Here is a 14,737-nt window from a genome sequence, read left to right on the forward strand (position 1 = left end):
TTCATGGTCACGGATGTGAGGTGGCTCCGGCGAGCCGTCCGGCGATCTCCTTCAGAGCTGACAGGAGTTGTCCGGGTTCGCGGGAGAGGTCGAGGCTGTGCTGGTACAGCCGCACTCCCCGTCCGCCCGGCCCTGCCGTCGTTCCGCGCACCTCATGGAAGCGCTCGGGCTGTCGTCCGGCCGCGTACACCAGATGCGCCTCAGGCAGACAGAGCACGGTGGCGTACGCCAGCGCCTGGTACAGGTCGGCGTTGAGGAGTCCGTCGGTCTTTTCGACCTTGTACTTGGCGTCGACGACGGCGAGTGGAGTGCGGCCGTCGGCGGCGCGTACGACGAGATCGGGGCGTATCCGTACCAGACCTGCGGTGTCGAGGTGGTGGGGGTCCTGGAGGCGCGCGGTCAAGCCGTGCTCCTGAAGGGCCTCACGCAGGGCGACCGTGACGAAGTCCTCGAACAACTGGTTCATGTCGAGCAGGAAGCCGTCGACGGTGAGTGGTTCGGACCCGGCCGGCCGGTGTTCCGGTGAGGTGCCGCGCAGAACGGCCTCGGCGAGCCGCAGTGCTGGCTGGTAGCGAGAGTTCAGGCGTGACGGCTGCCAACGCGGCAGTTCCTGTCCCCGTATCAGTGGCGTTGCGTCGGCGAGACGTACGCGCTGATGGGCGAGACGCCGTCGGACGGGACTGGGAACGCCCGGCAGCCGCAGCAACCGCTCAGTGGCGGCGCGCAGAATGCGGTTCTCGGCGGTGTCGACGGTGTACGCGTCGTAGACGATCTCCACAGGCGGCGTACGGCCGAAGTGTCGCCGGATCTGCTCGGCCTCGCGCAGCCGCCCACGCACGACCAGCGCGGACTCCTCCACCTCCCGGTAGCCCTGGAGGACTCCCTGCCGCAGTGCCGCGTCGATCTGCCGCTCCACGGCGTGCGCGAGTGCGGGCACGACGTCGTCGTACGCTCCGGTGTCGACGGTGCCCTCGCGACTGTCACGCCAGGCGCGTGCCGGGTCGAGACTGAACCCGAGAAGGAAGAACAGCCGGCTCACGGGGGTCTTGGGCGTGATCCGTACGACCGGCCCGCCGGGCGTCCGCACGGCGCCGACCCGGCTGCCCGCCCGTAGCAGCCAGTGCCCGTCACGGCCGGGATCTGGGGTCGCGCTCTGCAGGATGCCGGCGACGGCGAGGGCCCGCCCGGCCTCGGAGCCCAGAGGGACGGAGACGGCGGGCCCGTACTCGCGCAGCGTCACCTCACCCACGGGCACAGGCACGGGCGCGGTCACGGGCGCTGCTCGCGCAGCGAGTCGAGACCGTAGCGGGCGGAGACGTCGAGGCCCTCGCCGTAGTGGTGTTCCTCCAGCAGCGGCAGGATCTTCGTGCGCCAGGTCCGTTCGAGGCCGCCCTCGCGGTACACGCCCGGCTTCATCAGGTACGAGGGGCCGATGGCGAAGTCGGCGTCGTTGATGAGGGCGTTGAGGGCGTCGACGAGACGGGCGGGCTCCGGGTCCCTGTTTTCGCGCTTCAGCCAGCGCGCGAGCAGCCCGGCGGTCGGCTCGGCGCGCGGAGACAGCTCAACGAACGCGAAACGGCGCCGCATCGCCGCGTCGACCAGGGCGATCGACCGGTCGGCGGTGTTCATCGTGCCGATCACAAACAAATTCGGCGGCAGCGCGAAGTCGTCGCCAGAGTAGGTGAGACGCACCGACCTCGTGCGGTACTCCAGGAGGAAGTACAGCTCGCCGAAGACCCTCGCCAGATTGGCGCGGTTGATCTCGTCGATGATCAGGAAATGCGGGATGTGCCGGTTGCCCTCGCGGGAGGCGAGATCGGCGAGCTCCCGCAGCGGGCCCGCCGTCAGCCGGAAGGCAACCTCCCTCGTCTCGGGATCCTCCACGGGCCGGAACCCCTCGAAGAAGTCCTCGTAGGCGTACGAAGGGTGGAACTGCACGATCTTGACCTGCTCCGGACCGCCGCCGAAGTACTCGGCCAGCTTCATCGCCAGATACGTCTTTCCGGTGCCCGGCGGGCCATACAGAACCAGCTGCCGTTCATCGAGAAGCAGTTCACGCATCTCCTCCAGCCAGGCGCGGTCGTGGACCAGGAGGTCCGAGGCAAGTGCCTCGGTGACGTCCGGCAGCGACAGCTCCCGCTGCGCCGGCCGTTCGACGGCAGGGTACTCACCGGTGTCGTCGGTTGCTGCCGGGTCCGTACGCTCCGTATGCCCGGTGAGCCCGTCGAGCGTGTCCAGGACGCCGGTCAGGTCGACGACGTCATGCTGAACGGACAGTTTCTGCTGCACTTCCTCCGGCAGTTCCTCGTACGCATGGCTCTGCGGCAGCCAGCCGACGGTCCTTCGCAGATTGGACAGCCCGCCCGGCGACGAGGTCTGCACGGCCTCCCCGGTGATTCGCCCGACGTGCAGCCGGCCGTCGCCGATGGTAGCCACCGTGTCGCCCACGCGCATCTGCGTCAGGAAGGCGTGCAGCTCGTCGACGAGGCCCCGCTTCTGGTTGTACGAGGCCGCTCCCTCGTACCCCTCCTCCACATAGCGGCGCAGCACGCTCTTGGTCGGATCGGCCTCCTCCAGTCGCGGCAGATGCGCGCCTGCAAGTGAGACGAACCCTTCCTTGAGCCACAGCTGCCGCACCAGGTTGCGCCCGGAGACATTGGAGCCGCGCACCAGCCACGCCTTGCGCGGGGCGCGCCAGCCGGTGGACAGATAGTCGGCGAGCGGGTGGCCCTCGGCGGTTCGCCAGGACTCCGGGCCGGATGCGTCGTAGCCATACACCAGCGCGGCAGCGGCCGAGGACGAGTTGCACGCGATGTCCTGGGTCGCCACCCAACGCGGCGGTGCCTCCGGCCGGTCGGGTTGGGGGCGCGCGTCGACAAGCCCGCCGCTCGCGCGCAGATCAGCGCGGATCCGGCGTGCGTGATCGCCAAGCCCTGGCCATGCCTCGGCCACCACCAGCGAACCCTCCAGCAGGAGGAACTTGTGCGTGCCGTTGCCGCCGAACTTCGCGAGCAGATACCCGCGCGCCTCGCCGCCATCCTTGGGAAGCTTGATGTGGAACTCTGGGGCACCGGGGAGGCGGCCGGGGTGCGGCATGGGTGACCTTCCAAAGTAGGGCGAGGCCTGCGCGAACACCGCACACCTTACCCGTTGACACTGTCAAGTGACTCATGAATCTCGTGAACGAGTCTAGTGGATGTGTTGACGATGTAAACGGACTTCTCCTAAAGTGTGGATCGTGCGGCCGACTCTTCCGGGCGGAACTGGCACGTGGTCGCTGGAGTGGGGGCGTTATGGGTGGGGAGTCCATGGCTGAGGCCGAACGGCGCGCCATCGAAGCGGAACTGCCTTCCGTTGTTCAGAGACTGAAGGGCTGCGCGTCTCGTGCGGGCGTTGTCAGCCAGCGGGCCTTCGTCCTGGAGGCGGACCGAATCGGGCTGAGGACCGACGAACAGCGGGGAACGCTTCGTAACGAGCTGGCGGCTGCTGGCATTCACGTGAAGCCAACGAGCCGGGGACAGTTGAACCCGCGCTCCACGCCCGCCACCGATCTTGAGGTGCTGGCTGCGCCTCCTTCGATGAAGTTGTCCAACCCGCCGGCCGCCGCCACTGAACCCGGGTTCGCCGGAACCGAGGCAGCCAGACGCCTGGCCCAGGCCCGGCGCATGCTGGCCCGCTACGCCGACACCAACGGCACCGTCAGCAAGCTTGCCCACGATGGTGTGGTGCGGCTCCACGGGCTGAGTCCTGGCGAGGCAGGTGAGCTGACCGCCGCCTTCCCGATCACTCGACCTGGAACACCCCGCGTGCGAGCCGAACCGGTGGAGCGTCGTGATGTCCGCTCTGCCGGGCCCACGCCTGCTTCGACGTTCCGGGCCACACCCGTGAGGCCGCCGATCGGCAGGACGAATGCCCGAGTTGCTTCCTCTGTCCTGGACGCCGGACTCGCCGACGCCGTTCGTGCCGCCCGAGCCGTCCTGGAAGAAGACCGGTGGCGCCGGGACGCGGCCAACGTGGTGCTGAAGGCGGACGAGGAAGTCGGCCTCGCCCTTCTCCTCCGTGGCGGTACCGACCTTCTCAGTCGCGAAGTTCCGGCGGACGAGATCGCGGCGCTGCCCCGCGACAGCGAGCGGCGGCGCGCTCACGAGTGCCTTGTTCTGCACAACCAGCGGCTCGTGCGGAAGATCGCGCAGGGTTACCAAGGGCGCAGACTGGATATCGAGGACCTCGTCCAGCATGGAAGCATCGGACTGCTGCGCGCGGTCCGCAGATTCGATGCCACCAGGGGCAACAAGTTCTCGACCTACGCGACTTCGTGCATCAAGCAGGCCATCACCCGGGCCATCGCTGACGAAGGCCCCCTGGTCCGACTGCCCTCGGACGTCCGCGAAAGGCTCAGCAAGGTCGCCAAGGCCGAGCGCACGCTCTCGGACGAAGGCCGTGCAACGACGGTCGATAACGTGGCCTATGTCAGCGGTCTCACCTTCGCCGAAGTGGAGGAGGCTCGCAGGATCAGACAGCCCACCGGACGGGCTCATCGGCGGCGCCCCCGCGCTCGGTGACCTGGTCATGAGGCCGAGCCGACCGCCAGACCTGCCGTCCTGATGGTCCGCAAGGAGTGTCAGGCGCGCCTGCGACATCTTCTGGAGCACCTCTCCGAGCGTGAGCTGCACGTCCTCGTCCGGCGCACCGGTCTCGCCGGCGAGGAGCCGTACACGCTGGAGGACATGGGGGGTTGTCTTCGACGTCACCCGTGGGCGCATCCGCAAGATCGAGCCGAAGGCCAAGGTGAAGTTCGACGGTCAGCCAGCCCACCACTTGCTGATGCCGCAACCCCGGTGACTCCGGCGGAGCCACTGCTGCCTCCTCCCGATACCCAACCCTGATCCGAAGGAACCCGCACATGGACCCGCGCCAGGAGCTGGTTGACTACCTCACCCGCCAGCTCGTCGGCCCCGCCGGCGGTGACGACGAGGTACTCGACGCCCCGCCGGACCGGCAGTACCTGATGGGCACGCTCTACCCGCAACAGGCCGATCGTCAGCGCCGGCTCGACCTCGCCGCCGACGACCCCGAGGCACCTGGTGCCGAGCAGGACGCCCCCGACGTGGACCCGGCCCCCGACCCCGTACCCGAGACCAACAGCTGGCTGCCTGCGTCCCTCGGCATCAGCTTCTACACCGATGCCGTGGACGTCGAGGTGAGCTGCGCCGCCGCCCACTACGAGACGCAGCGGAACGAACCCGGGCGCGGGCGGCGCTGGCAGCGCATCCCCCTCAGGTCCGAGACACACACGATCGGCCCCGACCAGGAGGAGGTGCCCGTCTTCGACGGCCGCGCGAAGATCCAGCTGACCCGCCGCTCCTACGGCGCGGGCACGCTCATCACCGTGGCCCTGGTCAACGAAAAACACCACGACCCTGCCGACGACAAGGCGCCGGACTGGGACGACATGCTGTTCCAGTGCCGTCTCAGCGTCAGCCCCGCCGATGGCGCCGTGCTGCCCTATCCCAGCGTCCGGCTCGCCAGCCGCGATCCCGAGGAACGCGAACTGCGCCTCCAGTACCGGCACGTCGTCACCCATGCCGTCGGCCACGGCTGCGCCGTCCGCGAAGACCACGGCGAGGACGGCGGTGTTGAACGCCTTGCCTGCGAAGCCCTGCCACGCGCCGAGGTACCCGCCATCCGGGCCGGCGGCCCGCTCGACGCCCCCACGCTCACCATCTCCCACCTGGCCGACCCGGCCGTCGGCAGGGACCAACTCCGCGAGGCGCTTGCCGAGTTCGCCGCCGCGTACCACGCCTGGTACGTGGGCCAGCGTTCCGTCGAGGTGCCGCCATGGGGCCGGGAAGCCGCGGAGCGGATCCTCGACCGGGTACGCCAAGCGGTCACCCGCATCGAGGCCGGCGTGCGCACCCTGTGCGACCCCGACCGCCCCGAACTCCTCGACGCCTTCCGCATCGCCCAGCGCGCCATGCTGCTGCAGATGCGGCACTCCGCTCCCGACCAGGCCGGTCAGCGGCGCCACCTCGCGGACACCGTGGCCCTCGACCCGCCTGTCGACCCCAAGGCCACCTGGCGCCCCTTCCAGCTCGCCTTCTTCCTCCTCGCCCTCGACGGCGTCGCCGACCCTGGACACCGCGACCGCGAGACCACCGACCTGATCTGGTTCCCCACCGGTGGTGGCAAGACCGAGGGGTATCTGCTCCTGGCCGCCTTCACCATCGCCCTGCGCCGGATCCGCGGCGAAGGCGGCGGGACCACCGTGCTCAGCCGCTACACCCTCAGTCTGCTCACCACCCAGCAGTTCCAGCGCGCCGCCACCACGATCTGTGCTCTGGAACACCTTCGCCGCACCGAACCCGGACTCGGCCTCGGTGGCGAGCCCATCACCATCGGCCTGTGGGTCGGCGACACCACCACCCCGAACAAGTTTCAGGCGGCCAAGGACGCCTTCGACGAGCAGCGCGAGGCCAGCCACCCCGAGGACGTCTTCATTCTCGACCGCTGCCCGTGGTGCGGCACCCACATCCTGCCGCCGACCCGGTCCAGCGTCCGCTCCGACTACGGAGTCCGCGCCGAAACAGACGAGTTCACCTTTTACTGCACCCGTGACGAGTGCGCCTTCCACGACGTCCTACCCGTTGCGGTCGTTGACCAGCACCTCTACGAGGATCCGCCCACCTTCGTCCTGGGCACCGTCGACAAGTTCGCCCGGCTCGCCTGGGAGCCCGACTCCGGCAGCCTCTTCGGCGCCGGCACCGGCAACCGGCCCCCGTCCCTGATCATCCAGGACGAGCTGCACCTGCTCACCGGGCCGCTCGGCACCACGGTCGGCCTCTACGAGGCGGCCATCCTGGAGCTGTGCACCGGCCCGGACGGCCGCCCGCCCAAGATCGTCGCCGCCACGGCCACCATCCGGCGCTCCGCCGAACAGGTCCGAGCCCTGCACCACCAGGACGTCCAGCTCTTCCCGCCGTCCGGGCTCGATGCCCGCGACAGCTTCTTTGCCGTCCCCGACACCGGCCGCCCCGGCCGCCTCTACCTCGGCGTCATGGCTCAGGGTCACACCGCGGGCCGCGGAGCCGTCGGCACCACGGCGGCCATGCTCCAGGGCGTCCACCAGCTCCCCGAGGAACACCGCGACGACTACTGGACTCTCGTCGCCTACCACCACAGCCTGCGCGAACTCGGCCGTACCGTCACCGCGGCCGGCGACGACATCCCCGCCCAGCTCCGCGGCCTCGACGAGGGTGCGGGCACGCGCGAGCTGGTCGGCGAGCAGGTACAGCAACTCGACAGCAGCGTGAAGCGCGCCGATCAGCCCATCCTCCTCGACCGCCTTGAAAAGCCCTGGACGGACCCCCGGTCGGTGTCGTTCCTGCCGTGCACCAACATGCTCTCCGTCGGCGTCGACGTGAAGCGGCTCGCGTACATGCTCATGCAGGGCCAGCCCAAGACCACCGCCGAGTACATCCAGGCCAGCAGCCGCGTCGGCCGCCACCACGTGCCCGGACTCGTCGTCACCTACTTCAACGCCACCCGCCCGCGCGACCGGTCCCACTACGAGACCTTCATGGACTACCACAGGGCGCTCTACCGCTACGTCGAACCAGCCAGCATCACGCCCTGGTCTGTGCCCGCACGCCGCCGCGCCCTGCACGCCGCGCTCGTCATCCTGGTCCGCCACCGGCTCGGCCTGGCCGCCGAGAACCGGGCCGGACGGATCACCGACCACAAGGAACAGGCAGGGCGGATCGCCGACGCCCTCGCCGAGCGTGCCGCGACCGCCGAGCGCGGCGCCACAGGAGCCCACGCCGAAGCCGTACGCGCTGACGTACGAGCGGAACTCGGCTACCTCCTGGACGACTGGTACCGGCAGGCCGACACCGCCGCCGCCGAGGGCAAGGACCTCTACTACCGCAGCCAGGGCAAGGGCCAGCACAACCTGCTCAAGGCCTTCGAGCAGCGTTACGGCCTGTGGGAGACCCTCAACTCCATGCGCAGCGTCGACCGCGAGTGCCAGATCACCGTGACGGGAGCAGGAAAGTGAAGCGCAAACTCCGGGTCCGCCAGGCACAGACCGTGCTGCCGTTCGGCGTGGGCGCGGTACTCGATGTCCAGGGCGAGTCGTTCGTCGCCGCCGGCATCGAGAACTGGCCGGGGCTGAAGACCTCCGTCCCCTCCGAACGGCTCGCCGCCCGCCTCGGCGTGATGGGTTTCTTCGCCGCGCCCCACACCCTCAACGACCGCTACGACAGGCCCGACCGCCCCGGCGTCCCCTATGTGCGCTTCCCCGGCTGGCTGTTCTGCGGCTCCTGCCGGGCCATGGTCCGTTTCCTGCGCGAGAACGAGAAGCCCGGCGAGCCGCCCGTCTGCACCTCCTGCGCCGCCGCACCCCGCCTCACCCCGATGCGGTTCGTCCGCATCTGCCCGGACGGGCACCTCGACGACGTCGACTGGTGGTATTGGGCCCACTCCAAGCTCGCGCCCGAACTGCGGGACTCGTGCTCCGAGTCGAAGCAGGCCTGGAAGGCACGTCGGCTCAGCTTCCGCGTCGCCGACCGCGCCTCCGGACTCGAAGCGCTCTCAGTGCGCTGCGGAGCGACCGGGCTGGGCGGCAAGCCGTGCGGCGCCGAACGTGACCTGCTCGACGTGCTCGGCCCCCAGGGCGGACACTGCTCGGGCCGCAACCCCTGGCAGCGCTGGGACGCGAGGGCTTCCTGCGGCCAGCAGGTGCACATCGTGCAACGCACCGCCGGCAACGTCTACTACCCGGTCGTCTACTCGGCCCTCGACATCCCCCAGACCGCCGAAGCCCCGCGTGAGGAGCAGGACACGGCGGAGGCCGTCCTGGGCCACGGATACTGGCCGATCCTGCTCGAAGCCCTCGGCACGCCCAGGGCCGACACCTTCCGCGGCATGATCAAGGAGGACACCGAAGCCCCCGACAGCCTCATCGAGCAGCTCGTCGCGGAGGCCACGGGCGCTCCCGCACCACTGCCTGCAGACCAGCCGGAGCCTGGAAAGTCCGGAAAGATCGACCTGAGTCGCGACGAGTGGTACGCCTTCGATGCGATCCGGCTCCCGGAGCCCACCAAGGAGTTCGCGATTCGTCGCGGCGGACTCGGCCTCGACGGCGAGAAGGAGGAACCCTGGGCCACTCTCGACGCGCACATCGACGGCATCGTCCTCGCCGATCGCCTCCGCGAGGTCCGTGCCCTGACCGGCTTCCGCCGCCATTCGCCGGGCGGCACTCTCGTTCCCGCCGACACCAGCGGCCGCCTGCGCTGGCTCCCCGCGACCGAGGTCTACGGCGAGGGCATCGTCCTCACCCTCGACGAACAGAGCCTGACCGTCTGGGAGAACGACCCCCGCGTCCAGGCCCACGTCCACGAAATCCGTACGGACCTCGACGCGTCGTTCCGCGCGGAACAACTCGCCGAGACGACCGGCAGCGAACTCTCGCCCCGCTTCCTGCTCCTGCACACCGTCGCCCACCTGCTCATCCGCCAGCTGTCCTTCGATTCCGGCTACACCACCGCCAGCCTGCGCGAGCGCGTGTACGGCCGCCCCGAGTACGGCCAGCGCGGACTGCTGATTTACACGGCCGCCGGTGACGCAGAAGGCACCCTCGGCGGTCTGGTCCGGCAGGGCGAGGCGCCGCATTTCGCCGAGACGCTCATCCGGATGCTGGAGGCGGCTGCCTGGTGCTCCGCCGACCCGCTGTGTGCCGAGCACACCGGCCAGGGCTTCGGCAACCTCAACCGCGCTGCCTGCCACGCCTGCACCCTGCTGCCCGAGACCAGCTGCCAGACCGGCAACACCCTCCTCGACCGCGCCCTGGTCGTCGGCTCCGCCCGCGTCCCCGGCTACTTCACCGACGTCCTCACCGCGAGCCGCGAATACGCGGCAGCCACCGCCCTGGGATGACACCCATGACCACTGCGAACGCCCCCGTTCTCCACCCCGACCTCACCCCCGCCCAGCGCGACTGCCTGGACGCGCTGCCGCTGACTGGCAACCACGTCGTCAGCGGCCCGCCCGGCAGCGGCAAGAGCCTGCTCGCCGCGCACCGTGCCGTCCACCTCGCCCTCACCGGCCGCCCCACCTTCCTGATCTCGCGCTCCAACCTGTTGCGCCAGCTCCTGCGCGACACCCTCGCGGGTCTCGCGGTCCCCGGCGCACCTGTCGAGGCATCCACCGCCCACCTCTGGGTCTACAGCCGATTCGGCCGTGACGCACCGCGGACAGAGGACAGCTGGTTCGACTGGCCGGCTCTCACACACCAGGCCGCCGGCGCTGTCGCCGAACACGATGCCGCCACACCCCACCTCGTCGTCGACGAGGGCCAGGACCTGCCGCCGGGCTTCTACCGAATGGCCCGCCTTGCCGCCGCCTCCGTGACAGTCTTCGCCGACGAGTGTCAGCGCCTCACCGAGACGAACTCCACCCTCACCGAGATCACTGATGCCCTCGGCCGCTCCACCGGACGCCTCGAGATTCTCGGCAACCACCGCAACACCCGCGAGATCGCTTCCCTCGCCGAACACTTCCGCACCGGCGGCACCCGCCCCGACCTCCCCTTCCGCAGCGGCGCCCTGCCCACGGTTCGTCACTACTCGGGCATCAAGGACCTCGCCGACAACATCACCACCTTGGCGGCCCGGCACCCGCGGGACCGCATCGGCGTCATCGTCAACTCATTGCGCACGGCGTCGGACCTGATGCGCCGCCTGGAGCGGTCCGGCCTCGCCCACGAACCCCAGCTCTACAGCTCGGCGGCCCCCTCCGGACGCTACCGCGACCTCGACCTCGCCCGCCCCGGTGTCGTCCTCGTCCACCGTGCCAGTGCCAAGGGGCTCGACTTCGACACCGTCGTCATCGCCGACGCGGAGTCCGACTCGGGCATCGACCCCACGTCGGCGGCCCTCCGCATGGCCTACTACGTCATGATCACCCGCGCGCGTCAGCGGCTGGTGCTGGGCTGGCAGGGGAGCCGGTTGCCGCGCCACCTGGAGGGGTTGCACGGGTGGGTGCAAACGCGGTGATGGCGCGACACCTCGCTGTCAGCCGCACCCACGTCGCTCCCGGCGCCCTCGAGGCGCTCGAGCTCCGAGAGGACCACAATCCGATGAGCAAGGCCGATGACGTCGAGAGCCTGGTCCAGCAGGTTCTCGACAAGACACTGGCCGCCCAGGAGTCCCGGGCGAGGAAGAACGTCGAGCGCCTGCGACGAGTCCACCCCAGCGACACACCACAGGAGCTGATCCGGCGGTTGGAACGCTCCTACCTTGCCAGCGTCACTGTGTCCGGCGCAGTATCCGGCGTGGCAGCGACCATGCCCGGCGTCGGAATCCCAGCGGCTCCGGCTCACGTCATGGCCTTCACCGAAGCGTCAGTGTTTTACCTGCTGTCGCTGGCCGAGATCCATGGCCTGCATTCCGAGGACTTCGAGCAACGCAGGCGCCTGGTCACGACCGTGGTCCTCGGCGGCGCAGCGGTGCGCAAACTGGAAGAAGTCGTCGAGCACACCGGCCCCTATTGGGCACGGCGCATCGTCGGTTCGATCCCCATGAGCGCGATCAACCAGGCCAACAAGGCGCTGCGTCCGCAGTTCATCACCAAGTATGGGACCAAGCGAGGGGTCCTGGTACTGTGCGAACAGGTGCCACTTGGCGTCGGTGCCGCGCTCGGCGCCGGCGGTAGCATTGTCCTCGGGGGAGCGACGATCACGTACGCACGAATCGTCTTCGGACAGCCGCCGTCGAGCTGGGCCGGCGCTGATCGTGGGGACGAGGTGCCCTCCGGGTCCCGGCTCGGGGGTTCGACCCAGTAGTCGCGTCACCGCCTCGCTGATCCCGGCATCGTCGATGTTCAAGCCCGTGGATATTCATGATTGGTTACCTGGAAAACAACCAACATCACGAAGATCCGCGGGCTCCTTGCGTCCGGGCCACCCGCACCCAGAGCCCTCACGCACGGTAACCGGCCATCGGGCCGTCACCGCCACACCCCATCGAGTTCGAAGACCCAGGATCCGAACCTCAGGAAGATCCGTCGCCTGCTCGGTGAGTCGGACCGGACTCGTGAGACCCGGCCCACCCAGGAACTGCTGCGCGGCGACCAGCGTCAGGCCGTGTTCGCCGGGGCGGAGCGCGTCGGGAGCCCCGTATCCGCCGTGGCGCCGCCTCCCACCAGCGATGCTGGACGCATGGACGCGACGACCACCGCCCCCCGCGCCGAGGTGCTGCGGGACCGCTACCGCAGCCGGCTGCCCGAGCACCTGCAGGAGCTGGCCGGCCCCATGGAGGGCACGGTCGACCTGCCGCTGCACATCGCCTGGTCCGGGCGGACGAGCTACAGCCTGGACCGCCCGAAGTCCCGCATGACGCTCTACTGGACCGTCCTCGCCGAGGGCCTGTGCGAAGATCTGGCGACCTTCCTCCATCACCGGCTGCTGGCCGAGCGGTGGCCCGTTCTGCGCCGCCTGATCAGCCCCTACATCCGTGAGGTCTGGGAGGACGCCTTCCCCGAGCTACCGCGCACCGCTCCGGCCGACGCGACCGCCGCGTGAAACTCACCCCGCTCCACAAGCGTCTCCCCGCCGACATCCTCGACCTCGGCTCCCCTTACCCTCTGGTCCTCACCCGCGGATACGCCGTGCAAGCTCACGGCCTGGTCGAACGCTTCAGCCGCGACCTCCACGTCGCTACCGAGACCCCCGCCCCAATGGACAAGATCGTCGCCTCCCTCACAGCCGGCCTCAACGCGCGCGGCTGGCGGACCACGCATGTCCATACCGACCCGCTCAGCGGCCGGTTCCTCGTCACCAACCCGGACACCGGCGAGGAGTGCGAGGTCGACGTCCTCAAGGAGGCGTTCTGGGCCCCGCCCGCCCAGACTCCCTACGGCCCAGTCCTCTCCCTCGACGACGTGATCGGCACCAAGGATCGCGCCCTCGCCGACCGCGGCACCGTCCGCGACCTCATCGACGTCCAGGCCGCCTCCCGCCACCGCTCCACAGCCGACCTCGAATCCCTCGGCCGCCGCCGCGCCCACGACGAGTTCAGACTCGAGGACCTCCGCGACCGGCTCATTGGTGCGGACAGGCACGAGGACGAGGACTACGCCGCGTACGGGCTCACTGCCCGGCAGATCGAGGAGCTCAAGGCGTGGGCGCTGGAGTGGGCGGAAGACCTGGGGGCGCGGATCCACGACGACAACGCCTGACAGTGGCTACGGGACGGTGCTCCAGTGGCTGGCTCGCGGGCTGCGCGGATAGGTGGGGACGACGTGATGCTCCTCGGGACGTGTGGTGCGGGACCGAACGGCCCCCGCACCACACCGGATCCCGCATCCTGTCACCGCCTGGACGGGCAGTACGTTCCCGGCAGCGGACGGAGTGCTCACATCCGCGAACTGGTCCTGCCCTGTTCGACGAGGCGTCCGAGGCGTTACATGTTGACACCGTCAAAACGACTCAGGGTCGTGACGGACCCATGTCCCGGTCGGCGGCGGAGTCGATTCAACGCAGGCAGTGCGTCGTTGTGACGACATCGTTCGACTTTACGTCCATCCGATATTTACTCCTAGGTGATATCGGGCCATGTCGTTCAGTGCTGCGGTTTCATCTGGATTTCGAAATGGTGCCGCTGGTAGGTGATCGCGGGCTAGAGGGCCGACCCCATTCACGACGTCGTCGTATGCCGATGAGATGGCAGAACCGATGAGTAGGTCAGTGGCCTCGTCGAGAGTAAGGCGATTGGCAGGCCAGCCGTACACTCCGTCGTTGATGACTTTCAGAGGTGGGAAGAACCACCAGGGTAGTCCGGAGCCTCTGCGTCCAGCAGGCGATATCCGTCAATGTCGATCAACAAGGAGCCGAAGTGGGATATTGATCTGACATCCGCGCGTCGCTCTCTGTGAAGTCGATCGGCTGAGAGGAGTGGGATGCCCATCATCCTTCGCGCAAAGGGGCGTCTGGGGTCCGCGACGTCACGCAGGTCTGAGTCCTCCGTCAGTTGGCAATCGATCGACCCCACGCGGACATCACTCCCTCGAGTGACCGTGCTGAAGAAGGCGCTGACGTGGTCAATCGTGGGCCGTGAATTGACTGCCTCTGAATGCCTATAGGCACGACGCTCTGCCATTTCTGCCGCAGCGAAGAGGAATCGATATGGCGGGTAGAGTTCGCGCCAGTCAATGGTGCGTACGCCCTTGTGCAGGCCAGGTACTGGAGGGTTCAAGGCGAAGTCGATAAGAGTCAGAACTTCAGAATGAGAGAGGCTTCGGCCTGCCATGGATTCTGCGAGGCGGTAGGGTTTCCCGTATTCTCCTCTCCTGTTTATGTCCCACATTCTCTGGAGTCCTCGATCCATGATCTCTGGATAAGGTCCGCGGAAGAGGTAGCCCTCGTCCAGTAGGCCCGCGCACTCAAGGAGGAGTCGCGTTGTGATCGGCTCGTCGCCTCCAAGGAGGGGTTCGAAACTATGCACGTGAGCATAGTCTTCATTCCTCAGAGGCAACATGCCCCTTCCGGCCCATTGCCTCCAGGTTGTGTGCAAAGCCAAGGTTAGCGAGTCCTGCATTGCTTCCTGGTTTATTTTGGACCAGTTGAGAGGCTCGAAGCCGAGGAGGATTGAGTAGGTGCGATGCAGGGAAAGCCATGTGAGGCAGTGAGGTTTTCTCAGCGAAATGATCTTCGCGAAGCGGGCTGAACCATGTTGATCGGGTC

General features: G+C 68.5%; 10 protein-coding genes. 7 read left to right on the forward strand and 3 right to left on the reverse strand.

The features are described 5' to 3' along the window. Nucleotides 1–7: 7 nt before the first annotated feature. Both IE145_RS28370 and IE145_RS28375 read right to left on the reverse strand, forming a co-directional pair. A complete protein-coding gene (locus IE145_RS28370; RefSeq protein ID WP_189528286.1) occupies nucleotides 8–1,273 on the reverse strand; it encodes an McrC family protein in 1,266 nt (421 codons plus the stop codon). Beyond that, nucleotides 1,270–3,096, reverse strand: coding sequence for a DUF4357 domain-containing protein (locus tag IE145_RS28375; RefSeq protein ID WP_189528297.1), 1,827 nt, complete (start codon nucleotides 3,094–3,096; stop codon nucleotides 1,270–1,272). Before IE145_RS28375 ends, IE145_RS28370 begins: the two co-directional genes overlap by 4 nt. 212 nt (nucleotides 3,097–3,308) lie before the next feature. Here IE145_RS28375 and IE145_RS28380 point away from each other — a divergent pair, with 212 nt between their 5' ends. The 7 genes from IE145_RS28380 (at nucleotide 3,309) to IE145_RS28410 (ending at nucleotide 13,233) form a co-directional block, all read left to right on the forward strand. Then, nucleotides 3,309–4,562, forward strand: coding sequence for a sigma-70 family RNA polymerase sigma factor (locus IE145_RS28380; protein ID WP_229825900.1), 1,254 nt, complete (start codon nucleotides 3,309–3,311; stop codon nucleotides 4,560–4,562). A gap of 341 nt (nucleotides 4,563–4,903) precedes the next feature. Then, the gene (locus IE145_RS28385) at nucleotides 4,904–8,053 is read left to right on the forward strand and encodes a helicase-related protein (protein WP_189528287.1); all 3,150 of its coding nucleotides are present in this window, start codon (nucleotides 4,904–4,906) and stop codon (nucleotides 8,051–8,053) included. Beyond that, nucleotides 8,050–9,933 carry an MrfA Zn-binding domain-containing protein gene (gene drmB / locus IE145_RS28390; RefSeq protein WP_189528288.1) on the forward strand — a complete coding sequence of 628 codons (1,884 nt, stop codon included), beginning with the start codon at nucleotides 8,050–8,052 and terminating at the stop codon, nucleotides 9,931–9,933. The genes IE145_RS28385 and drmB overlap by 4 nt, the downstream gene beginning before the upstream one ends. A 5-nt stretch (nucleotides 9,934–9,938) precedes the next feature. After that, complete coding sequence (locus IE145_RS28395) at nucleotides 9,939–11,051, forward strand: DEAD/DEAH box helicase (protein WP_189528289.1); 1,113 nt, start codon at nucleotides 9,939–9,941, stop codon at nucleotides 11,049–11,051. Nucleotides 11,052–11,134: 83 nt separating this feature from the next. Continuing rightward, on the forward strand, nucleotides 11,135–11,839 hold the full coding sequence (locus IE145_RS28400; protein WP_189528290.1) for a hypothetical protein: 705 nt from the start codon (nucleotides 11,135–11,137) through the stop codon (nucleotides 11,837–11,839). 375 nt (nucleotides 11,840–12,214) lie between these two features. Continuing rightward, nucleotides 12,215–12,577: a hypothetical protein gene (locus tag IE145_RS28405; RefSeq protein ID WP_189528291.1), complete on the forward strand. Its 363-nt coding sequence runs from the start codon at nucleotides 12,215–12,217 to the stop codon at nucleotides 12,575–12,577. Next, nucleotides 12,574–13,233 carry a nucleotidyl transferase AbiEii/AbiGii toxin family protein gene (locus IE145_RS28410; RefSeq protein ID WP_189528292.1) on the forward strand — a complete coding sequence of 220 codons (660 nt, stop codon included), beginning with the start codon at nucleotides 12,574–12,576 and terminating at the stop codon, nucleotides 13,231–13,233. The genes IE145_RS28405 and IE145_RS28410 overlap by 4 nt, the downstream gene beginning before the upstream one ends. 569 nt (nucleotides 13,234–13,802) lie before the next feature. Here the strand turns inward: IE145_RS28410 and IE145_RS33545 are convergent. After that, a partial coding sequence (locus tag IE145_RS33545; protein ID WP_229825901.1) for a hypothetical protein occupies nucleotides 13,803–14,737 on the reverse strand: 935 nt, incomplete at its 5' end.

The organism is Streptomyces sindenensis (assembly GCF_014649035.1).
GTDB classification, from domain to species: domain Bacteria; phylum Actinomycetota; class Actinomycetes; order Streptomycetales; family Streptomycetaceae; genus Streptomyces; species Streptomyces sindenensis.

What these genes read in the sequence shown, in the direction of transcription:
- IE145_RS28375 (WP_189528297.1), bottom strand. Translation starts at nt 3,096, where the DNA reads ATGCCGCACCCCGGCCGCCTCCCCGGTGCCCCAGAGTTCCACATCAAG.
- IE145_RS28380 (WP_229825900.1), top strand. Translation starts at nt 3,309, where the DNA reads ATGGCTGAGGCCGAACGGCGCGCCATCGAAGCGGAACTGCCTTCCGTT.
- IE145_RS28385 (WP_189528287.1), top strand. Translation starts at nt 4,904, where the DNA reads ATGGACCCGCGCCAGGAGCTGGTTGACTACCTCACCCGCCAGCTCGTC.
- IE145_RS28395 (WP_189528289.1), top strand. Translation starts at nt 9,939, where the DNA reads ATGACCACTGCGAACGCCCCCGTTCTCCACCCCGACCTCACCCCCGCC.
- IE145_RS28400 (WP_189528290.1), top strand. Translation starts at nt 11,135, where the DNA reads ATGAGCAAGGCCGATGACGTCGAGAGCCTGGTCCAGCAGGTTCTCGAC.
- IE145_RS28405 (WP_189528291.1), top strand. Translation starts at nt 12,215, where the DNA reads ATGGACGCGACGACCACCGCCCCCCGCGCCGAGGTGCTGCGGGACCGC.